The organism is Myroides sp. LoEW2-1 (genome assembly GCF_009767705.1).
GTDB classification, from domain to species: Bacteria; Bacteroidota; Bacteroidia; order Flavobacteriales; family Flavobacteriaceae; genus Flavobacterium; species Flavobacterium album_A.
The window spans coordinates 1-21,685 of record NZ_WSPP01000043.1; the positions used below are offsets into that span (position 1 = coordinate 1).

Consider the following 21,685-nt stretch of genomic DNA (forward strand, 5'->3'; position numbering starts at 1 on the left):
GATGTAGATAGCCTTAGAATTAAAATAGAGGGGTGTTTTTGATATTAAAATTTTAAAGGCTATATTTGCACTCAAATTATCAAGAATTTTTTAGTCAAATACTAAAGAATAGCAACCTGCAACAACAAGCAAGGTGCTGCAATCGATAAGCCAGAAATGGAAAAAATGTTGTTTACTTCACAAGTAAGTATTATTTCTATCAGATCTGGCAAGTAATTTGTAAACCTTCAATTATTTAATTTACAGTATGTCAGAGAACAAGTTTTACACTTTTATTCCATTTTTCGTTTTCATAGCCATCTTTTTAGGTTCAGGTATCCTATTGGGCGGATTTTATATGATGCCGTCACCTATAGCTATTTCGGTGGGGATTATTACCGCGTTTTTATGTTTTTATAAAACATCAATGAATGATAAGGTGATATCTCTAATTAACGGATGCGGAGATAGTAAGGTAATTACGATGTGTATTATCTATTTATTGGCTGGAGCTTTCGCAGTTGTAACTAATGCGATAGGAGGTGTAGATGTTATGGTGAATATTGGACTTAGCTTTGTCCCTGTAGAGTACTTGGCAATAGGAATATTTGTCATTGCGTGTTTTTTATCCTTGTCTATTGGTACTTCCGTAGGTACTATTGTTGCGCTTGGGCCAATTGTAGTTGGTTTAGCAGAGAAGTCAGGAACATCTATGGGACTTCTATGTGGTACACTATTAGGAGGGGCTATGTTTGGGGACAATCTCTCGTTGATTTCAGATACAACTATTACTGCGACACAAACAGTAGGTTGTCAAATGAAAGATAAGTTCAGAGCGAATTTTAAGTTGGCTTTTCCAGCGGCAATTGTTACTCTGATAATCCTCGTATTTATGACAGGGAGTGAGAGTACTATTGTTTTTGAACTTGGGGATACAAGTAACTTTTGGGTTGTTATTCCCTATGTCTTAATTATTGTCTTAGCCCTACTGGGTGTACAAGTATTTGTAGCCTTATTTATTGGTATTGTTGTCGCAGGATGTATTGGATTGATGCAAAGTGATTTTGATGTATTGGGATTTGCTAAGTTAACCTACGAAGGTTTTGTATCGATGAACGAAATCTTTTTATTGTCAATGCTTACAGGTGGATTAGCAAAGATGGTAGAAGATCAAGGTGGGATTGATTGGTTGTTAAGACAAATGAAAAAACTGATGAAGTCCCCTAAGGGAGCGGAATTTGGTATTGCTGGTTTGGTATCCTCAATAGGAGTTTGCCTTGCCAATAATACGGTATCTATCCTTGTAGCAGGTAATTTAGCAAGAGATATTGCTACAGAATACAAGTTAGATAGGCCGAGAGTGGCGTCCATTTTAGATATTTTTGCATGTATTGTGCAAGGAGTACTTCCTTATGGTGCTCAGATCTTAATATTATTGGAGTTCACCAATGGGAAGATTGATTATATTGATTTGATGAAGTATTCTTATTACTTTGTTTCTCTGTTAATTATCACTCTTTTTTATATGGTTTTTTTAAGAAAGCGCGTACAAATAGCATAAAATATGAATCAGAAAATACAAATTGTTTATATTTGTCCTTGGTTCAAATACAAAAATTGGATTTACACATGAAATTATTAGAAGGTAAAATCGCTATTATCACTGGTGCTACAAGAGGAATCGGTAGAGGAGTAGCTAAGGCATTTGCAGAACATGGTGCGAATGTTGCATTCACATATAGTTCTTCAGCTCAAGCAGCAGTGGAATTAGAACAAGAATTAGCAGCTTTAGGTGTTAAAGCAAAAGGATATCAATCTAATGCAGCAGAATATGATGCAGCAGAGAAATTGGTAGAGGAGATTTTAAAAGAGTTTGGAAACATTGATATTTTGATTAATAACGCTGGTATTACTAAAGATAACTTATTAATGAGAATGTCTGAAGCAGATTTTGATGCAGTAATTCAAGTAAACCTTAAGTCAGTGTTTAATATGACGAAAGCTGTTCAACGAACAATGTTGAAAAACAGAAAAGGGTCTATTATCAATATGAGTTCTGTAGTTGGAGTAAAAGGAAATGCAGGACAAGCAAACTATGCTGCGTCTAAAGCAGGAGTTATCGGGTTCTCTAAATCAATCGCTTTAGAGTTGGGATCTCGTAATATCCGTTGTAACGTAGTTGCTCCAGGATTTATTGAAACAGAGATGACAGGTGCTTTACCAGAAGACGTAGTAAAAGGATGGAGAGATGCTATTCCTTTAAAACGCGGTGGTACACCAGAAGATATTGCAAATACATGTGTATTCTTAGGTTCTGATATGTCTGCTTATATCACTGGTCAAGTGATTAATGTAGACGGAGGAATGCTTACATAAGATTCACTTCAATATACAATAAAACAAAAGGCTATCTAATTATTAGATAACCTTTTGTTTTTATATAAGCCTTGTAAATTTTACAATAAGTTAGCTCTTAATTCTTCAGCTGATTTTGGAGATAAAGCTCCAAGTGGAATATCAAATACTGTAACTGCTCCAGTATGTCCTTGTTTAGCTTGTTTGTAAACAGCGCGTGAAAAGGCAACTAAAACACTGGCAGTAAATTCTGGATTACTTTCTAAGGTAAGGCCAAATTCGATATTTTGTTTTGTTTGTTCACCAGTCAATCCAGAACGGAATACTTTACCTCCATGAGGCATTGCAGAGTGGTTTGCTTTAAGCTCTTCTTCTGATATAAAGTGCACGGTAGTGTTGTAATCAGCAAAGTAATTAGGCATCGTCTTAATACTGTTTTCTATGACAGATTTATCTGATCCCTCTTGCGCAACAACGTAGCATACACGTTCGTGTTTTTCAGCTGTTGTTAATACTGGGTTTTCCCCTTGTCTAACTCGTTCTAAAGCAGTTTCAATAGGAATTGTATATTGTACCCCCGCTTTTACTCCCTCGATGCGTCTGATGGCATCTGAGTGTCCTTGACTCAGTCCTTTCCCCCAAAAAGTATACGTTTCCCCTTGTGGTAGAATACTCTCACCTAAAACTCTAAGCATTGAGAAGAGCCCAGGATCCCACCCTGTAGAAATAAGACTTAAAGTATGGTGCTCTTTAGCTACTTTATTTACGGTGCTAAAGAATTCAGGAATTTTTGCATGAGTATCAAAACTGTCAACTGTATTAAACCATTGAGCAATATATGGCACTTGCTGAGGTAGATCTGTTGAAGAACCTCCGCAAATAATCATGACATCTACAATGTTTCTATAGTCGGTAATTTTATCTATGTGTACAGCCTTTGCGGTAGTGTCAATTTCTTTAGGATCTCGTCTTGTAAAAATAGCAACGAGCTCCATGTCTTTATTTTGTCTTATTGCAAGTTCAACTCCTTTTCCTAAATTTCCATAACCAACAATACCTATTTTAATAGGGTTATTATAAGCAGTATTCATATTTCTATATTTGTTTTTTAAGTAATGATCTTATTGGTAAATGTGTTTTTCACTCAATAAGGGGCTAATTTACTTAATTCTTTTAGAGTTTGCAGTAATTCTAAAAGAGAAAATAGCGGTTGTATCTTACTTTATCCGAAATCTGAACAGCGCTAAATACTTTGTTTAGATTATAGGTTGTGTGTATTTTTTTGTAAATTTAACAAACTAAAATGGACGCTTGTATGAAAATAGGAAATGACACAATAGGAATTTCTTTAGCAGATAAGATAAAGCTATTTATTTTTAACTTCCTTATATATGTATTGCTAATCTTACTATTGGATTGGTTTTTTGACGGAACAATTAAATCATGGGATGTTTATCTTCTGAAGGGAATTATTTACAGTATATTGTTTACAGGTATCATTTATTTTACTCTAAAAACAATGACCAAAAGAGTTGCTACAAAACTGCAAATACCCTTGGCAGAAGGTGAAGAACTTGAGGCTCATGGCGTAGCAAATATGTTTATTGGGAAAGAAGCAGTTGGTGGGAAATTGGGAATTACTCCCGAAGCACTTATTTTTCACTCTCACAAGTTTAATATGTCAACGGGAACGGTGCGTATAAACTATGATATGATTAAAGCAGTTAAGCCTACCAGGATAATGTGGTTAATTAACACAGGGATCAAAGTTTATTTAAAAGATGGAGATAGCTTTGTCTTTGTTGTTAGCGATAGAAAAGTTTGGTTAGAACTGATTGCAAAAAAGTTGAACTAAGGCGTAGGTATATATAGTAAGGCTACTGAAAGCTTTAGGAAATGGTACATTTCTTAAAGCTTTTTTTTGTCTTTAAGTATAACCTCTTTTGGAAATTAATTCAACAATTTTGTCCTTTTTTGAAGTATTTTGTCATTTATGTATTTTCTTTGTACTTTAAAATAGTAATCATTAAAAAGCAATGTCAATAATGGATATTACAATCTAACATAGTATAATAGAGGTAATCACAGGCATTATTTCTATTAAAAGTTCATATAAGTAAGTAGGACAATTAATTAATAGAAAGAATATGCAAGAAAATAATAAATATACTCAACACAATGAAGCTGCTTGGGATAAACAAGCATTAGCTAATGTTCAATGGTCACAACCTGTGTCAAAAGAAGTGGTAGAAAGAGCCAAACAGGGGGAGTGGGAATTATATGTATTACCAACTCCAATAAACAAAGAATGGTTGGGCAATCTACAAGGTAAAAGAGTTTTATGTCTTGCCAGTGCTGGTGGTCAGCAAGGGTCTGTATTAGCCGCAGCAGGTGCAATAGTTACTGTTTTAGACTTATCTACAGAACAGTTAAATAAAGATAAGTTTGTTGCAGAGCGAGATGGTTTAACCATTGAATTGGTTCACGGAAGTATGACAGATCTATCTATGTTTGAAGATCAGACATTTGACTGTATTGTACATCCTATTTCTAATCACTATATCGAGAGTGTGATTCCAGTATGGAGAGAATGCTATCGCGTATTAAAGATGGGAGGTAGTCTAATTAGCAGTTTTTACAACCCAGTTGTTTATATACACGATAGAGATCAACGCTTTGCCAAGGATCAAGTAATCAAGCCAAAGTATAGAATCCCTTTCGCTGACTTAAAGGATTTTACAGCCGACGAAATTAAGAATAAACAAGATAAAGGGGAAGCTTTTGTCTTTGGGCATTCACTACAGGATTTGATTGGTGGTCAATTAGATCAGGGGTTTGTGATTAAGGCCTATGAAGAAGCTTTTCAACCGAATCCTCGCTTTGTTGTAGATCCTTTTATTCCAACTTTCATCGCTACATTGGCTTTGAAAATCTAATATGAAATCGTTTTTTTTATTGTATCTTGTACTTAGTAATTTGTACGAAATAAGAAAGAAGTATGGATAAAAACACAACATGGATAGGTGAACAACACTTGTCAATTGAACGATGTAAAATCATATCAAAAGAGAATAGTTATCACGTTAAAGGTGAGTTGGTTGGGAATAAAAACAATCAAGTTTACGGCGTGGATTATCAGATTGTCGTGGATGAGAATTGGGAAACGAGATTTTTCTCAATAGAAACACGTACTGGTCATAAGAATAATTTTATTAATGCTCATAAAATTAATGGCTTATGGATGATTGATGAAATGGATCGTCCAGAGTTTAACGAATGTTTAGACATTGATATAGCTATAACTCCTTTTACTAATACAATACCAATCAATCGACTGAAACTTGCTGTAAATGCAACAGCAGAAATTACGGTGATCTATATAGACCCTATTGATGGTAGATTAGTACCGATGTTGCAACAATATACACGACTAAGTGATTCTCGTTATTTCTACAAAAACTTGGGAACTGAATTTGAGTCTGAGATTGAAGTAGATGAAAATGGCATTGTTCTAAATTATCCTGGATTGTTTAAAGCTATCATATAAAAACAAAGCGCACTGTAAAGTGCGCTTTATTTTTATTCTTTATTTCAACTGTTTCTTATTGTTTTCAATCATTTTTAAGTCTTCAGATTGACTACTATTATCTTCAGTGTTCACTTTATTACCTTCCAAATCATATTTTACATCAGATTCTATAGGAGCAGTATTTTTGTGTTTCTTTGATTTATAAAGTGGGATAAAATAGGTGATTGTATAATTAAATCCAACTCCTATAGCTCCACTGTGTTTTTTATTAAAACCGGGAATATAAAGGTTCTCAAATTGATCTGGCTGTTTTTGACTAACTAATCCATTTAACCTTAAAGTAAAGCCCATAAAAACATTGTTAAACATTTTTGCTTGAATTCCCGTGACAAATTCTACCCAATGTGCAGATAAGCCACTAAACTTTTCATTTGGTCTGATCTCTTGATTTGGGAAATAGGGATCTGTAGTATAGATTCTGTACCAGTCTAAAGTCTGTGAGAAACTGCTAAATCCATATCTAAACCCTACAAAAATAGCATTTTCTTCATCTAACCAATTGTCATATACATTGTAGTTCGCTCCTAATCGGATATAGTTACCTTTAGTTGTGAAGCCATACGTACTTTCATTTCTCTCTAACTTATCTGTTCCTATTTCTGCAGCAGCCCACCAATTTTTATTGAGTCGATAATCTCCTGTAATCTCAAAACCCTGATAAGTTTTGTCATAGAATCCACGAGTTAAGCGAAACAAATCTACTCCAACACGCAATCCAAAACGCTGCGGGAATACTGCTGGTGTTTCTTGTTTGGAGGTTATTTGAGGTGTAGTCTCCACGATTTCAATTTTCGTAGGAGGGGCAATACTATCATTTTTACTTTCAATGACTTCTTTCTCTTGTGCAAAAACGGATAAAGCACAAAGAAATATACTTCCTTTAATAATAGATTGTAAAGTGTGCTTCATCTTGATTTAAAATTTCATTTGTTTCTGTAATATACAATTGAATCCAGTTGCCTTCTGTTCTTTCTTTATCTCCATTAAGTAGAGGAGAAGTTCCATCTTGGTTCAATGAGAAAGTAGATACATATCCACAAGCTTTGTTTAAATAACTTGTATTGATTTTGTATTTATAAGTTAAGGTATCACTAAGTACGTAAGTTTCTTCTTGCTCGCGTATTGTTCGAGATAAAACCCAACTTGTCTCCGGTTGATCTAAGCGAAGAGGGAGCACTAATTTATTGCCAGAAGATGCAATCTTTTGTTCTTCAAAACCTAAAGCATAGGCTTCAATGCGCTCTGTACGGGGAATATCTTGATCTTCATAATTGAAAAACTCAATTAAGAAACTCGGTGTAGTTGCTTCTGTTTCAGCGCAAATATCATCTTTCTCACAAGCAACAAAACTTAAGGAGCCTATTAAAATAGCGATAGATGCATATAAAATTCTTTTCATAGATTAATTCAAAGTCTATTTATGATTGCCAAAAATACTAAAAGTAATTCATAAGTCTTTAAAAATATTCTATAAAGGGTTGGCTGTAATTAGCAGTAGAATAAATACTAAATGAATAAATTATATTCAAAAAAAAGTAAAATATATAAAAATTTCAAAGATAAAATGACATTTTTCCTTATTTTGAAGGATTATTAGAATTATCTTTATAGAGCAAATAAAAAAAGATTGTAAAATGATTGAGAAAATTACAGCACTACAAGTAGTATTGGCAGTGATTCCCATTTTGCTGTTGATCATTCTCTTAGGAGTGATGAAAGTGTCGGGGCATATAAGTGCATTGATCACTTTAATAGCGACCGTACTTATTGGAATATTTGGTTTTGCCTTACCCTTTAGTGATACAGGGGTGGCAATAGCTTATGGCGTAGTCAAGGCTATGTTTCCGATCCTCCTTATTATTTTGATGGCAATTTACAGTTACAATGTTCAAGTACACACAGGTAAAATAGAAGTCATCAAACAACAATTTGCTGCTATATCAGAAGATAAAGCAGTTCAAGTACTTTTGTTGACATGGGGATTTGGAGGTTTGTTAGAGGGAATGGCTGGTTTTGGAACAGCTGTTGCTATACCTGCTGCAATCTTAATAAGTTTAGGATTCAAGCCCATTTTCTCAGCAGTAGCCAGTTTGTTAGCCAATAGTGTGCCTACTGCTTTTGGGGCTGTAGGGATTCCTGTTATTGTCTTGGCAGGTGAGGTGGATATGCTTGAGCAAATCACGAGTATCAGTGCAGATATTGTGGCACAATTAGCCGTCTTAATGTTCCTTGTGCCTTTCATGATTGTAACCCTTTCGAATCCTACTTGGAAAGCTGTTCCCAAGCATTTATTGTTGTCTTTTATTGTCGGAGCTACGTCATTAATTGTACAATATTATGCTGCTATATATATCGGTGCTGAAACTCCTGCAATTTTAGGAAGTATTGCAGCTATTATCGTGATTATATTATTTGGTAAGATTGCTGCGCTAAAACAGAAGCAGCCGAAGAAGGTATTGCCTTTTACTAAAAAAGAGCAGATGAGTGCGTGGAGTGTATATGGGTTGATTTTAGCTTTGGTGTTAATTACAAGTCCCTTATTTCCTGTTTCTACGTGGTTAAAAGCAAATGTGAGTATTTTTCAAAGCACCTTTAATTTTGAGATATTAGGGCAAGTTAAGAAACTGGGTGTTTATTGGTTAACCGATACAGGAGTATTAATTTTTATCAGTTCTGTCATTGGTGGATTGATACAGGGAGGTACTTTTAAGGGGTTAATGAAGTTATTGGGGGATACCGCTATTCAAATACAGAAAACGGTTCTGACGGTTTGTTGTCTTATTGCTCTGTCAACGATTATGGATGTATCAGGAATGATTACAGTATTGGGAGTAGCTTTGGCTACTGCTACAGGAGCATTCTATCCTTTCTTTGCTCCAGCAATTGGTGCAGTTGGTACCTTCCTAACGGGAAGTGATACGTCTTCTAATATTTTATTTGGTAAGTTACAAGGGTCAGTTGCCGATCAAATTGGCGCAGATAAGGGATGGCTTGCTGCAGCGAATACCACAGGTGCAACAGGTGGTAAAATTATCTCTCCTCAGAGTATAGCTGTAGCAACCACAGCGTGTAATGAACAAGGAAAAGAAGGACTAATACTCAAAAAAGCAGTCATCTTCTCCTTGCTTTATATTATTATAGCTGGCGTTATTGTGTATTTGGGGAGTTAAGTATAGAAATTAAGAGCCAGTAGGATTACACATAATCTTGTTGGATTAATTTAATAAGCATTTTAGACATTTTAGAGGAGAATTACTCGAAAGAGTAATTCTCCTTGTTTATTTTATATTCTTATTAATTAAAGTATTATTAAAATGTGAGAAAAGGTATAATTTATTATCTTGATATGCGTTAGTACAAGTATTAATTAGAAAAAATTAATGAGAAATAGATTTGCTTTTATTATAGCTTTTAGTGTGCTATTGTCGTTTGTATCAGGTTTTGCACAAACAATTCGATTGCCTTATCACGATAAAGGAGGCTGGATGCTCGTGGATTTAAAAGTCAATAATAAACCGATGACTTTTCTATTTGACACAGGTTGGGATGGCTTAGCTATTCGAGGTAGTCTGTTGGAGGATTTCTATTCAGGGGGACATATCGGGGTTGTAGATGCAAATAACGTAGCTAAACAAGTGGAAGTGATCCACGTTGATAGTATGAAGGTGGGGAATTATACCTTTCATCATTTGCCTTTTACTGACTTAGAACACTTTCCGATGTTGAAGGATCCTATTTTTGACTGTTATCAGATAGATGGGATTTTAGGTAATGTGATCTATCAAGACAAAATCTTAGAAATAGATCCGGTAAAGAAAGAGATTATTCTACAAGACTTTAATCCAGAAGTAATAGATAGGCTATTACAAGGAGGGTTCACGGAGGTAAAGAATCTAAATATGGGCTATTCTCCTCGTATGATTATTCCTGTTAATATTAATAATTTAGAGCGTTACTTTTTATTAGATACAGGAGATAATAGCTATATCAGCATGAGTCTTGACAAAGACATACTAAAGACATTAGACAGGGACAAAGCTAATAAGTATTTGACTACTGGAAGTGTAGGTGCTTTTGGAATGGATGAATCGCTAAACTACACTTTGGTTTCCAATGGGAATACAATCACTATAGGAAAGCACAGTTTTAAAGAGGAGGAAATCACCATGTCTTTAAGCGAAAATACTTATCAGTTAGGCGTTGAGTTTATCAAGCAATTTCACTTGATTTACAGTCCGAATCGCGGTACTTTATTCTTAAAGAAAGTACAAGATACTAATGTAATCTCTACTTTAGAAAAAGTAGGGTATGGGATTGCATATATCGAAGGACAATATCGCATAGCTGCTATAGGTGAAAAGAACAAAAAGGTAAAGTTAGGAGATGTAGTGTTGGAAATGGATGGTGTATCGATGAGTAATCGCTGTGATTACCGAAAGTATATTCAGAATAAGAAAGAGGCTCCAACGTTAAAATTGCTAAGGGATAACAAGGTTGTCAAAATAAAGTAATTAGCTATTTTATCTTATTGAGGAGTAGGTATAAAAACAAAGGGCAGTGAATCATCACTGCCCTTTGTTTTTTGAGATATTTAGTTAGTATTATCTTAGTTCTAACAACACAACGTTTTCAACGTGGTGAGTCTGTGGAAACATATCCACTGGACGTACTTTAATCACTTTGTACTTGTGATCCATCAAGGCTAAATCTCTTGCTTGTGTAGCAGAGTTACAGCTCACATATACAATGCGTTTAGGTGCAACTTTAAGTAACATCTCTACGACATCTTTATGCATACCGTCACGCGGAGGGTCTGTAATAATCACATCTGGTTGACCATGTGTTGCGATAAATTCATCGTTAAACACATTCTTCATATCTCCAACGAAGAATTCACAGTTGGTAATATTGTTGCGTTCAGCATTGAGTTTAGCATCTTCTATAGCCTCAGGTACTGCTTCTACACCGATTACTTTACCAGCTTTTTTAGATACGAATTGAGCGATTGTCCCTGTACCAGTGTACAAGTCATATACTAATTCACTACCTGTCAGTCCAGCGTATTCTCTTGTTATGTTATATAATTCGTATGCCTGTTGAGAATTTGTTTGGTAGAACGACTTAGCATTAATGCTAAACTTAAGACCTTCCATTTCCTCTAAGATATAATCACGGCCTTTGTACAATACTACATCTTGATCGTAGATTGTATCATTTGCCTTGCCGTTGATTACATATTGTAGAGAGGTAATCATAGGGAAGCGCTCAGCCAAGAAATCCATTAATAATTCTCTTTCTTCTTTGTTGTCATAGAAGAATTGAATCATGACCATTACTTCTCCTGTAGAGGCTGTTCTGATCATTAGTGTACGCAATAGGCCTTCTTGTTCACGAGGATTGAAAAAAGATAGGTTATTCTCATTGGCAAACCTTCTTATTTCATTTCTGATTTCGTTAGAAGGGTCTTGCTGCAAATGACATTTTTTGATGTCCAATATCTTGTCCCACATTTTTGGGATGTGGAATCCAAGTGCATTTTCTTTACCCATTTCTTCTCCACTTGCTACTTCTTCAGGTGTTAACCAACGTGCGTTAGAGAATGAAAACTCCATTTTATTTCTGTAAAATAAAGTTTCTTCTGACCCCATGATAGGTTCAAATTCAGGTAATTCAATTTTCCCAATGCGCTTAAGGTTATTGTAAACCTCTTGGTTTTTGTAGAATAATTGTTGGCTGTATTTCATATTTTGCCATTTACAACCCCCACAAGCTCCAAAGTGTTCACACACAGGTTCAATTCTATGTTCAGAAAGTTTGTGGAATTTTACAGCACGACCTTCGTAATAAGCTTTGCGCTTTTTGAATGTCTGTACATCAACCACATCTCCCGGAACTACATTAGGGATAAAAATAACTTTCCCATCTGGAGCTTTTGCTACCGAAACGCCTTTTGCACCTGCATCAAGGACTTCTACGTTTTCGAATACGATTCTTTCTGTTCTTTTTCTTGTCATGCCGCAAAAATAGGCTAAAAAACGATTGATTTTTAGCTTTTACTCATTTTTAGTGTTTGTTTTAAAGGTGTTTAATTTGCTTTAGTACAGTGTGTTATGTATTGTTTTGCTTATTTGTAATCACTCTAATTTATTTTGGATAGAAAATCACTCTAAGAAAGCTGTTCAAAAGGCAGGACAGATTAAAATTAGCTTCTTTGGATAATGTTAATGATATCTTATAGTTAACCTTAGTCGATGATGGATCATAATTTATTTAACTTTTTAGCATTGTGTTTATCAGTAGATGTAAACCAGGAGTATGCAAAGAGGGAATTTGGAAGAAGACAGATTGTTTTCTCTCTAATAGCGGGTAAATTGTAATTATAATTTCGCAAAAAATAATTATCTTGCAAACTGTAATTTATTAAAAACACAATAAACCATTATATAATGTCACAAAAACTTTCATCGGCTCAAATTATAGAGTTAGAAAATAAATATGGAGCTCATAACTATCATCCACTACCAGTAGTATTGTCTAAAGGTGAGGGAGTATATGTATGGGACGTAGAAGGTAAGAAATACTACGACTTTTTATCTGCTTATTCAGCAGTGAATCAAGGACACTGTCATCCAGCTATTGTTAAGGCAATTAGTGAACAAGCGGGAACTTTAGCTTTAACATCAAGAGCATTTTACAATGATAAGTTAGGAGTATACGAAGAAAAGATTACAAAGCTTTTCGGCTTTGATAAAGTACTTCCTATGAATTCTGGTGCAGAAGCAGTAGAAACAGCTTTGAAATTATGTAGAAAATGGGCATACGAAGTGAAGGGAATTGCAGAAGATCAAGCAAAGATTATCGTGTGTGAGAACAATTTCCACGGAAGAACAACGACAATTATTTCTTTCTCAAATGACCCAGACGCTCGTAAGAATTACGGACCTTATACAGATGGGTTTATCCGCGTTGCTTATAATGATGTAGATGCTTTGAAAGCTGCAATGGAGGCGAATAAAGGTACTATTGCTGGTTTCTTAGTTGAGCCTATTCAAGGTGAGGCAGGAGTGTATGTGCCAGATGCTGGATATTTAACAGCAGCTAAAGCGCTTTGTGAGCAACACAATGCTTTATTCATCGCAGATGAAGTACAAACAGGTATCGCTCGTACAGGTAAAATGCTTGCGATTGACCATGAAAATATCAAAGCGGATATCATTGTATTAGGAAAAGCATTGTCAGGAGGAGCGTATCCAATTTCAGCTGTTTTGGCTAATGACGAGATTATGAACGTAATCAAACCAGGTCAACACGGTTCTACTTTTGGAGGTAACCCTACTGCAGCTGCAGTAGCTATCGCTGCTTTAGATGTTGTCTTAGAAGAAAAGTTAGCAGATAATGCTGAGAAATTAGGTCAATTGTTCAGAGCTGAGTTGAACAAGTATATTGCAAACAGTAATATCTGTACTTTAGTACGTGGAAAAGGATTGCTTAACGCAATTATTATCAACGATACAGAAGAAAGTGATACTGCTTGGAATATTTGTCTTAAGTTAAGAGATAACGGATTATTGGCAAAACCAACACATGGTAATATTATTCGTTTCGCTCCACCATTAGTAATGAATGAAGAGCAGTTATTAGACTGTGTACGCATCATCACTGAAACATTAAAAGAATTCGAAAGATAGTATTCGACTAAATAACAATAAGAAACCTGCATTAGTTTGCAGGTTTTTTTTTGCTCTTATATTAATGGTGAACTATGTGGTTTTATAGGGGGGGTAGTATGGGTAAATAGACAGCAAATCACCTTCTTGTATGACATCAAGGTTTAGTTTAAATAAGATTTGCAATCCGAGTTATTGGCTGTCAAAGTTTTCAGTCAACTTTAAGCTTATTTTGTATTTGGAGCAGTAGTGATTTCTTGGGACTTTGTAGTAGTTTTCTTGGGGTATGCTTGGGGTTTTCTTGCTGAAAAGGGCTGTTTTTCGAAGAAAACCCCAAGGAATCCCCCAGTATTCCCAACGAAACCCCAAGGAATTACTCTTAAAATTGTATTGAAGTTTCCCTTTGTTTGTTAGATAAGGGGGCTTACTTCAAGGCGAATGTTTCCTCTAAGATTATTAGGTGATTTAGATAGAAATTTCCTAAAACTACAGATTTGCTTCACAGTGTGATCTGTATGTTTTTCGACCCTGCAGTGGGTAGGTAAAGGTGTAATGATTACTGAACAAATAGATTGTAGGGGAGATAGGAAGATAATAGATTTTGCCTCTAAAGCGGTACATTATTTTCATTTTGGTTACTTTTGCAGTTAACCACATTAAAATACGTAAAGGATGAAGGCACTACTTATAGTTGACTTACAATATGATTTTCTTCCTGGAGGGAGTTTGGCTGTTCATCAAGGTGATGATATCATTCCGATTATAAATAAGATTCAAGACAAGTTCGACATACTTGTTGCTACACAGGATTGGCATCCTAAAACACATAAAAGTTTTGCTTCTCAGCACAAAGATAAAGAGGTATTTGAAGTAATTGACTTAAACGGGTTACCCCAGGTTTTATGGCCAGATCACTGCGTGCAAGGAACTAAAGGTGCGATGTTTAGCGATGCTTGGCAGAGCAATGGTGTCGCTGCTGTATTTCGAAAAGGAATGGATGAGGAAGTAGACTCATATAGTGGCTTTTTTGATAATGGCAAGCGTAGCACGACAGGATTACATGGGTTTTTGCAGGAAAAAGGAGTAACAGAAGTATATGTCTGTGGTTTGGCAGCTGAGTTTTGTGTGTATTATACCTCAAAGGATGCAGCTGAAGCAGGCTTTAAGACTTACTTTTTAGATTTTGCTACAAAACCGATAACTGCAGAAGGCTTGGTTGAGGCAAAGAGTAGGTTAACGGAGCAGGGGGTTATAGTGGTAAGTAAAGAAGATGAATTAGTTTTTTAATGAAAAAGTATACACGATTTAATTTTTTTAAACACACTTTCTGTGATTGGGTTGAAATACCTCTTGATTTTATAAAAGATAGAGAGCCCAATTACAAGAGTAAAGCGGGGAGTCAGTATTTTTTTGATGATGAAGGTGTTGCTCGTTTGTCTAATCATTGGGGACGAGCTGCAAATTGTCGATGGAGAATCACAGGGGATAATAAGGTGAATAACCAAGGCTTGGTGCTTGCGTATGCCAAGTGGAGTGACTTTTTTCCCAACAATGAAGATGAGAAGTTATATGTGATAATTGTTAAAGTTAAGCAAAAGTCTGTGACTTTTACCCATAAGGAAAGTCTAAAAAGCAGTGGAATGATAGTCAGGACTGCTAAAGAAACTGCTAAACGCATTTCTAAAATCAAAGAAGTATTGGAAACAGATCACTGGTTTAAATACATAGAAGGTGTTGATTTAGAAGTCGCAAGGGAACTTATAGTAGAACAATTAGTTAGTACAGATAAAGATTTTCAATTCATTAAAAGAAGTTTATTTAATAGATAGTCAGAAAAATTATTGTTTGAATATTTAATTTTTTTGTACTTTTGACTGCTTCTTTGTAAAAAGAAGTTAAAATGAAAAATAATTAACATTGATTAAACTATGAAAAAAATTACATTATTAGCTGCGTTATTAGTAGGAGGTTTAGTAAGTGCAAATGCACAAAAAGTAGAAACTCCAAAATTAGCTGAAAAAGTAGGAACTACACCTATTAAAAAAGGAAGCTGGATGGTTGGAGCAACTGTAGGTAATATAGGTTATAACTTTGAAGCTGAAAGCTTTAGTTTCGAAATTAAGCCAACTGCAGCATACTTTATCTCTGATGGACTTGCAGTAGGAGCTGAAATCGGTGGAGGTCTTAAGACTGTAAAAAGTGGTAAAGACATCTGGAGTTATGTAATCATGCCTTATGGACGTTACTACTTCCCAGAAGGAGCAAGTGAAACAGGACGTTTCTTCGGACAAGGTGGTATCGGAATCAAAGGTGAATCTCAAGATGGAAATACTGAAAATTCATTTGCATTTGATATCAAAGGAGGTTATTCTCACTTCGTATCTCGCAGTGTTGCTTTAGAGCTTACAGCTGGGTATAGCTATAGTAAAGCTAACTTTACAGGTGGAGAGAAATTCTCTGGATTAGGTATTGGATTAGGATTCCAAATTTTCTTAGGAAAATAATCTTAATAAGATTTATTAATAGAAAAAGGATGTCAGTAATGACATCCTTTTTTGTTTATATAGTAATTTTAGAATAATAATTGTTGTTAATCGTGACATTCCATCATTAATAAATAGCCTTGTTTGTAGGATATAGTAACTAATCCGTCCTGAAGAACTGAATTACTACTTCCGGTGCGCTCTCCTAAGATTAAAGATTCATTAGTAAGTGGATACAAGAGGTTTGTCGTTGTTATATCAGTCACTTCTCCAATTGGAATTAGTGAAATGATCGTATCTTTTTCGTACCACTTCTTAAATTCGAAAGGCAGTGTATAGATGCGAGAATAGTCGTCGTATATGGTTACTTTAAGTTTTTCTCTGTATTTAGCAATATTTGTAATATTCGTAATGGTGTGGTCTGCTCGTTTACCTGTAGCCCATATAACATTGGCAGCAGGAATACCTCTGTCTATGAGGTAATTAAAGGCCTTTTCTAAGTCCGTAGAATTTTGATCAGCAATGTGTATAATATCTATGGGATACTGTTTTTCTCTGTAAATATCTACATTAAAATCTCGATCAAAATCTCCGATGAGTACATCTACTTTTATACCTAATTCAACCACGCGTTCTATAGCAGAATCAAGTACAACAACAAGTGGTGACCATTCCAATAATTGTCCCATTAGTTCAACGCTGCAGGCAGCACCATTGGCAATAATTAAAGCAGGCTCTTGGTCATCTCGGACAATGTGATGTGAGGACATAATATAAGGTTTTTATCAGAAGGCAAAATAAGCAAATACAAATTAGATTGACTTACTTTTTTTTGAAAAAATCTAAATTAGTTTGAGAATAACCTTATATTTGAAACCAAACAAAAACCTTATAGCATGATGAATTTATCTCAAGAACAATGGTGGGAAAAATGTCAAGAAGACCCTAATGCAGTAATTTTGGATGTTCGCACTGAAGAAGAAGTAGAAGAAGTAGCTATTCCTGGCGCAATTAATATTGATATTTACAAAGGGCAAGGATTTTTAGATGAAGTAGAAGCATTAGATAAATCTAAGAATTATTATGTGTATTGTAAAGCAGGAGGAAGAAGTAATCAAGCTTGCTTGCTTATGGGACAGCTTGGATTTGAGAATACCTATAATTTGTTAGGTGGTATTACGGAATGGGAAGGTCCTACAGTGGGATAATACAATAGAAGTAAATACATAGAGAAAGCCAGTAGGAATACCTATTGGCTTTCTTTGTTTTGGCAAGTAGATATTAAAAACGGGTATTACTTTTTAATCTTAGTAAGACAACCTTTTGTATCTTTGTTTTTACAATTTTAAATCGGTTGCTCTTTTTTAGAGTTTTTTTTAATTATGATAAAAGTTTATTTCATTATAAATCCAATTTCAGGAAAAGGTAAACACAATATTACGCAAGAGTATGTAGCCTCTTTCTTTAATAAAGACACCCATCGAGTAGTTGCTCACTATTCTACTTACAAGAAGCACGCTATTGAATTGACTCAGCAAGCTCTAAGGGAGGATGCGGATATTATTGTTGCTTGTGGTGGTGATGGTACAATACACGAGGTTGCGACAGAATTAGTGGGGAAAGAGGTTGCATTTGGGATTGTACCTGTGGGATCAGGAAATGGATTAGCTTCCAATTTATCTATTCCCAAAGACATCGAAAAAGCAATTATTCGAGTGAGAGATGGTCATGTAATCAAAATGGATGTAGGAACCTTAAATGGCGAATACTTCTTTAGCAATATGGGATTTGGAATAGACGCAACGATTATAGATAAGTATGAGAGATCAGGTAAGAGAAAATTAGGTGCCTACATCAAAGCTTCGTTAAATTCTGCCCAAGAGTTTAAGGCTAAACGCGTTCAAGTCACTTATAATGGGATGACAAAGGAGGTAAATCCCCTGTTGTTATTTATATCCAATTCGAATGAAATGGGCTATAATATGTCTTTGACCCCGAAAGCAAGTTTGACTGACGGACTATTAGATTATTTGATGGTACCTAAGATTAATCTGTTTAAGCAATTGACTTTTGGAGTTTATGTCTTGTTTAAAATGACAGATAAATTTAGGAAGACTGACTATATCCAAACAGATCACATTATCGTTGAGATTCCAGACCAACAGACCAATGGTTTGCAGATGGATGGCGAATATTATGAATTTGATGCCAATAAATTTGAAATAAAAGTACTTAAAGGCGCTTTACAAGTTATTTGTTAGGACAGATGTCCTAAGAAAAGTGTAAAGTTTTTAGCACACTTGTTTAAAAAGTGTAAATTTGTATTTCATATATAAACAACAAATAAGAAAAAAATATTATGAATTCATTTGACGTAGTTGTAATAGGTTCAGGACCTGGAGGATATGTGTCTGCTATTCGTTGTGCACAGTTAGGATTCAAGACTGCTATTATTGAAAAATACCCAACATTAGGAGGTACATGTCTAAACGTAGGATGTATTCCTTCAAAAGCTTTATTAGCTTCTTCTCACCACGTAGAAGAGATAGCTCATTTTGCTGATCATGGAATTGAATTAGCAGGTGAAGTAAAGGTTGATTTAGCAAAAATGATTGATCGTAAACAAGCAGTTGTAGATCAGACTTGTTCAGGAGTAAAATACTTGATGGATAAGAATAAAATCACTGTGTTTGAAGGAGTAGGTTCATTTGAAAATGCAACTACAATCAATGTAACTAAGAATGATGGTTCAGTTGAGTCAATCGAAGCAAAACACACAATTATTGCAACGGGATCAAAACCATCAACATTGCCTTTTATCACTTTAGATAAAGAGAGAATCATTACTTCTACAGAGGCTTTAAAATTGCCAGAAGTACCAAAACACTTGATTATCATTGGTGGAGGAGTTATTGGTCTTGAATTAGGTCAAGTTTACTTAAGATTAGGGGCTCAAGTATCTGTGGTAGAGTTTGCAGATAGAATATTGCCAACGATGGATGGTGCTGTGTCTAAAGAGTTGACGAAGGTATTGAAAAAACAAGGTATGAAGTTCTATACATCTCACAAAGTACAAGGTGTTGTGCGCGAGGGAGATGTAGTTAAAGTGTCTGCTGAGGATAAAAAAGGAGAAATTGTTACATTAGAAGGAGATTATACTTTAGTTGCTGTAGGCCGTCGTCCATACACAGATGGATTAAATGCTGATAAAGCAGGAGTGAAATTAACAGATAGAGGACAAGTAGAGGTAAACGATCACTTACAAACATCTGTTTCTAATATTTACGCTATTGGAGACGTTGTACGTGGTGCTATGTTGGCTCATAAAGCTGAGGAAGAAGGAGTATTGGTAGCTGAGTATTTGGCAGGTCAAAGACCACATATCGATTATAACTTAATCCCAGGTGTAGTTTATACTTGGCCTGAGGTTGCAGCTGTAGGAAAAACAGAAGAGCAATTGAAGGCAGAAGGAGTAGCTTATAAAGCAGGAAGCTTCCCATTCAAAGCATTAGGACGCGCAAGAGCAAGTGCTGATACAGATGGATTCGTAAAAATCTTAGCAGATAAGAATACTGATGAGATATTAGGTATGCATATGGTAGGAGCTCGTGCTGCTGATTTAATTGCAGAGGCTGTGGTAGCTATGGAATACAGAGCTTCAGCAGAGGATATTTCAAGAATGTCTCATGCTCACCCAACTTTTGCAGAAGCGATTAAAGAAGCTGCTTTAGCGGCAACTGATAATAGAGCATTACACGTGTAATTATTTGCATTCAATATAAATTAAAAAAGCCTGAGTATTTATTACTCAGGCTTTTTGTTTTGTTGTGAATTTATTTATATTTGTCTTAACAACCATTTAACATTGTGAGATGAAAAAGATTATGCTTTTCGTTAGTGTAGCTATGCTATCACTATCGTGTAGTAAGAGTGATGATAATAATACAGCAGTAGATCCAATATTCGACGCTGAGTTTGTTCAGATTAAATCCGTAAATGAAATACCGGTAGCTACTTTAAAGTATGCTGGGAATAAAGTAGGGCAAAGACCGGTTGGTATAGTCGAGAAGGGAGGGGCCAATTGCAAGGAATTAGATCGCTTGATAGTACCAGAGGATAGAAAAGTTTTGGAGTATGGCAATTTTGTAAAAGTATATGAAAACAATAGCGAAGGTAGTTGCAAATTGAAATGGGATTATTTAAGACAAATTGAATTGAGAAGCAACTCTTCTGGTGATATGTCAGCAAAGGTAATCCAAAGGTATAATAGACCAGCTACTAAAGAAGAACTTGAATTAGATCCGAAGATAAAGTTCTACGTAGAAACTACAAATGAATACTCAGGTAAAATAGAAATAGGTTTTCAAGCAGGTTATCTGCGTATAGAGGACACTAATTTATCTGACGTAACAGAAGGAAGTCAAAATAAAGGAAAGTCTTATTTGTATTTTCATTTACCAAAATAGATCAAAAAGCCAATTGTATTAGAAACGATTGGCTTTTTTTGTTTGCAATAGCTGATAATCCTAACATTTTCTTGTGTTTATTATTTAATTTTTATTGGTAGATTTGTTATTCTATTACTTAAATAAGAACAGAATGATAAAGTATAATAAGGAAACAAAACAATTAGAAATTCGAGATAACTACAAAGGAAGATTAAAGTCTTCTCGTATTATGTCAGTAATAATCTTGATCTTGGGAATCGTTAAATTGTTTTTGGCAGATTGGAATAAACCAAGGGAGATGGATTATGTATTTTGTCTTATAGTGGCTCTTTTTGTTTACTTAGTGTATAAGAATTTGTTTGTAAACACAGCGATTGATACAATTGACAAATACAATATTAAGTATGTCAAAATGCCTAAGGCATTAGCTACTAAAGCAACGATTAAACTCAATAATGGGAAATCGCGCGATGTGTTTGGTTTAAAACAAGTTTCTGATAGAGAGACTTTTCGAAAGTTATTGACTGATGCCAAAATTCGAGTGATATAGCATGGGATATTGCGACTTTGTAAAGGGATTGGGAGATGATACTTCTAACCCACATAAGTATTATCACGATAAAGAGTATGGATTTGCTTTAAGCGATGATAATGATTTATTCGAAAGATTGGTTCTGGAGATCAACCAGGCAGGCCTTAGTTGGTCAACAATATTGAATAAACGTGAGAATTTTAGAAAGGCATATGACAATTTTATAATTGAAACGGTGGCAGCTTATCAACAAGATAAGATAGATGAATTGCTTCAAGATAAGGGAATTATCAGAAATAAACTAAAGGTAAATGCGGCAATCTATAATGCTCAACAGATTGTTCTCTTGCAAAGAGAGTTTGGTAGCTTTAAAAAATGGTTAGATATACAAGAGTTTGAAACATTAGATCAAGCTGTAAAACTGTTTAAAAAACACTTTAAGTTTGTAGGAGGGGAGATTGTGAATGAGTTTTTAATGAGTACAGGATATTTGCCAGGAGCCCATAGTAAAGACTGTCCAATCTACAAAGAAATAGAAAATAGCAACGCTTAATTTGGTACGCTTAGCAGAAAAATAATTTAACGTTCAATACAAAAGTATTGAGCGTTTTTTTAATTAATATTGCATATTA

23 protein-coding genes and 1 riboswitch are annotated in these 21,685 nt (G+C 34.9%); of the genes, 18 read left to right on the forward strand and 5 right to left on the reverse strand.

What is annotated here, in order from left to right; genetic code table 11:
* Positions 1–71: 71 nt before the first annotated feature.
* Positions 72–176, forward strand: a riboswitch (SAM-I-IV-variant riboswitch).
* Between the two features lie 62 nt (positions 177–238).
* Positions 239–1,540 (forward strand): Na+/H+ antiporter NhaC family protein, encoded by a 1,302-nt coding sequence (locus GOQ24_RS03475; protein ID WP_160339118.1) that lies wholly within the window; start codon positions 239–241, stop codon positions 1,538–1,540.
* 68 nt (positions 1,541–1,608) lie between these two features.
* Complete coding sequence (gene fabG / locus GOQ24_RS03480) at positions 1,609–2,355, forward strand: 3-oxoacyl-[acyl-carrier-protein] reductase (protein WP_155092891.1); 747 nt, start codon at positions 1,609–1,611, stop codon at positions 2,353–2,355.
* A gap of 80 nt (positions 2,356–2,435) precedes the next feature.
* Here fabG and GOQ24_RS03485 read toward each other — a convergent pair whose 3' ends face one another.
* A complete protein-coding gene (locus GOQ24_RS03485) occupies positions 2,436–3,425 on the reverse strand; it encodes a diaminopimelate dehydrogenase (RefSeq protein ID WP_155092892.1) in 990 nt (329 codons plus the stop codon).
* A gap of 224 nt (positions 3,426–3,649) precedes the next feature.
* Between GOQ24_RS03485 and GOQ24_RS03490 the strand changes: the two genes are divergently transcribed.
* From GOQ24_RS03490 to GOQ24_RS03500, 3 genes are all read left to right on the forward strand, one after another.
* A complete protein-coding gene (locus GOQ24_RS03490; RefSeq protein WP_155092893.1) occupies positions 3,650–4,189 on the forward strand; it encodes a hypothetical protein in 540 nt (179 codons plus the stop codon).
* Between the two features lie 292 nt (positions 4,190–4,481).
* Positions 4,482–5,270, forward strand: coding sequence for a class I SAM-dependent methyltransferase (locus tag GOQ24_RS03495; protein ID WP_155092894.1), 789 nt, complete (start codon positions 4,482–4,484; stop codon positions 5,268–5,270).
* 62 nt (positions 5,271–5,332) lie between these two features.
* On the forward strand, positions 5,333–5,881 hold the full coding sequence (locus GOQ24_RS03500) for a putative glycolipid-binding domain-containing protein (protein WP_155092895.1): 549 nt from the start codon (positions 5,333–5,335) through the stop codon (positions 5,879–5,881).
* Between the two features lie 39 nt (positions 5,882–5,920).
* Here the strand turns inward: GOQ24_RS03500 and GOQ24_RS03505 are convergent, their stop codons facing one another.
* Complete coding sequence (locus GOQ24_RS03505) at positions 5,921–6,832, reverse strand: DUF6048 family protein (protein WP_166520720.1); 912 nt, start codon at positions 6,830–6,832, stop codon at positions 5,921–5,923.
* Positions 6,804–7,322 carry a DUF6452 family protein gene (locus GOQ24_RS16440; protein WP_166520721.1) on the reverse strand — a complete coding sequence of 173 codons (519 nt, stop codon included), beginning with the start codon at positions 7,320–7,322 and terminating at the stop codon, positions 6,804–6,806. The genes GOQ24_RS03505 and GOQ24_RS16440 overlap by 29 nt, the downstream gene beginning before the upstream one ends.
* 235 nt (positions 7,323–7,557) lie before the next feature.
* Between GOQ24_RS16440 and GOQ24_RS03510 the strand changes: the two genes are divergently transcribed.
* Together GOQ24_RS03510 and GOQ24_RS03515 are read left to right on the forward strand one after the other, a co-directional pair.
* Positions 7,558–9,093 carry an L-lactate permease gene (locus GOQ24_RS03510; protein ID WP_155092896.1) on the forward strand — a complete coding sequence of 512 codons (1,536 nt, stop codon included), beginning with the start codon at positions 7,558–7,560 and terminating at the stop codon, positions 9,091–9,093.
* A 210-nt stretch (positions 9,094–9,303) separates the two neighbouring features.
* Positions 9,304–10,434, forward strand: a complete 1,131-nt coding sequence (locus GOQ24_RS03515) for an aspartyl protease family protein (protein WP_160339114.1) — start codon at positions 9,304–9,306, stop codon at positions 10,432–10,434.
* Between the two features lie 90 nt (positions 10,435–10,524).
* Here the strand turns inward: GOQ24_RS03515 and rlmD are convergent, their stop codons facing one another.
* A complete protein-coding gene (gene rlmD, locus GOQ24_RS03520) occupies positions 10,525–11,937 on the reverse strand; it encodes a 23S rRNA (uracil(1939)-C(5))-methyltransferase RlmD (protein ID WP_155092557.1) in 1,413 nt (470 codons plus the stop codon).
* Between the two features lie 237 nt (positions 11,938–12,174).
* Between rlmD and GOQ24_RS16770 the strand changes: the two genes are divergently transcribed.
* The 5 genes from GOQ24_RS16770 (at position 12,175) to GOQ24_RS03540 (ending at position 16,094) form a co-directional block, all read left to right on the forward strand.
* Positions 12,175–12,300, forward strand: a complete 126-nt coding sequence (locus GOQ24_RS16770; protein WP_262885149.1) for a hypothetical protein — start codon at positions 12,175–12,177, stop codon at positions 12,298–12,300.
* 69 nt (positions 12,301–12,369) lie between these two features.
* Positions 12,370–13,611, forward strand: coding sequence for an ornithine--oxo-acid transaminase (rocD, locus tag GOQ24_RS03525; protein ID WP_155092556.1), 1,242 nt, complete (start codon positions 12,370–12,372; stop codon positions 13,609–13,611).
* Positions 13,612–14,262: 651 nt separating this feature from the next.
* Positions 14,263–14,877, forward strand: coding sequence for a bifunctional nicotinamidase/pyrazinamidase (gene pncA, locus GOQ24_RS03530; protein ID WP_155092555.1), 615 nt, complete (start codon positions 14,263–14,265; stop codon positions 14,875–14,877).
* Entirely contained in the window at positions 14,877–15,419 is a 543-nt protein-coding gene (locus tag GOQ24_RS03535) for a hypothetical protein (protein WP_155092554.1), read from the forward strand. Before pncA ends, GOQ24_RS03535 begins: the two co-directional genes overlap by 1 nt.
* 99 nt (positions 15,420–15,518) lie before the next feature.
* A complete protein-coding gene (locus GOQ24_RS03540; RefSeq protein ID WP_155092553.1) occupies positions 15,519–16,094 on the forward strand; it encodes a hypothetical protein in 576 nt (191 codons plus the stop codon).
* 86 nt (positions 16,095–16,180) lie between these two features.
* Here the strand turns inward: GOQ24_RS03540 and GOQ24_RS03545 are convergent, their stop codons facing one another.
* The gene (locus tag GOQ24_RS03545; RefSeq protein WP_155092552.1) at positions 16,181–16,843 is read right to left on the reverse strand and encodes a thiamine diphosphokinase; all 663 of its coding nucleotides are present in this window, start codon (positions 16,841–16,843) and stop codon (positions 16,181–16,183) included.
* 126 nt (positions 16,844–16,969) lie between these two features.
* On the opposite strand from GOQ24_RS03545, the gene GOQ24_RS03550 reads away from it, so the two are divergent.
* From GOQ24_RS03550 to GOQ24_RS03575, 6 genes are all read left to right on the forward strand, one after another.
* Positions 16,970–17,281: a rhodanese-like domain-containing protein gene (locus GOQ24_RS03550; protein ID WP_155092551.1), complete on the forward strand. Its 312-nt coding sequence runs from the start codon at positions 16,970–16,972 to the stop codon at positions 17,279–17,281.
* Positions 17,282–17,455: 174 nt separating this feature from the next.
* A complete protein-coding gene (locus GOQ24_RS03555; protein ID WP_155092550.1) occupies positions 17,456–18,334 on the forward strand; it encodes a diacylglycerol/lipid kinase family protein in 879 nt (292 codons plus the stop codon).
* 98 nt (positions 18,335–18,432) lie between these two features.
* A complete protein-coding gene (gene lpdA / locus GOQ24_RS03560) occupies positions 18,433–19,836 on the forward strand; it encodes a dihydrolipoyl dehydrogenase (RefSeq protein ID WP_155092549.1) in 1,404 nt (467 codons plus the stop codon).
* A 109-nt stretch (positions 19,837–19,945) separates the two neighbouring features.
* Complete coding sequence (locus GOQ24_RS03565) at positions 19,946–20,539, forward strand: hypothetical protein (RefSeq protein ID WP_160339115.1); 594 nt, start codon at positions 19,946–19,948, stop codon at positions 20,537–20,539.
* Positions 20,540–20,672: 133 nt separating this feature from the next.
* Complete coding sequence (locus tag GOQ24_RS03570) at positions 20,673–21,071, forward strand: hypothetical protein (RefSeq protein WP_155092547.1); 399 nt, start codon at positions 20,673–20,675, stop codon at positions 21,069–21,071.
* 1 nt (position 21,072) lies between these two features.
* A complete protein-coding gene (locus GOQ24_RS03575) occupies positions 21,073–21,606 on the forward strand; it encodes a DNA-3-methyladenine glycosylase I (RefSeq protein ID WP_155092546.1) in 534 nt (177 codons plus the stop codon).
* The last annotated feature ends 79 nt before the right edge of the window (positions 21,607–21,685 follow it).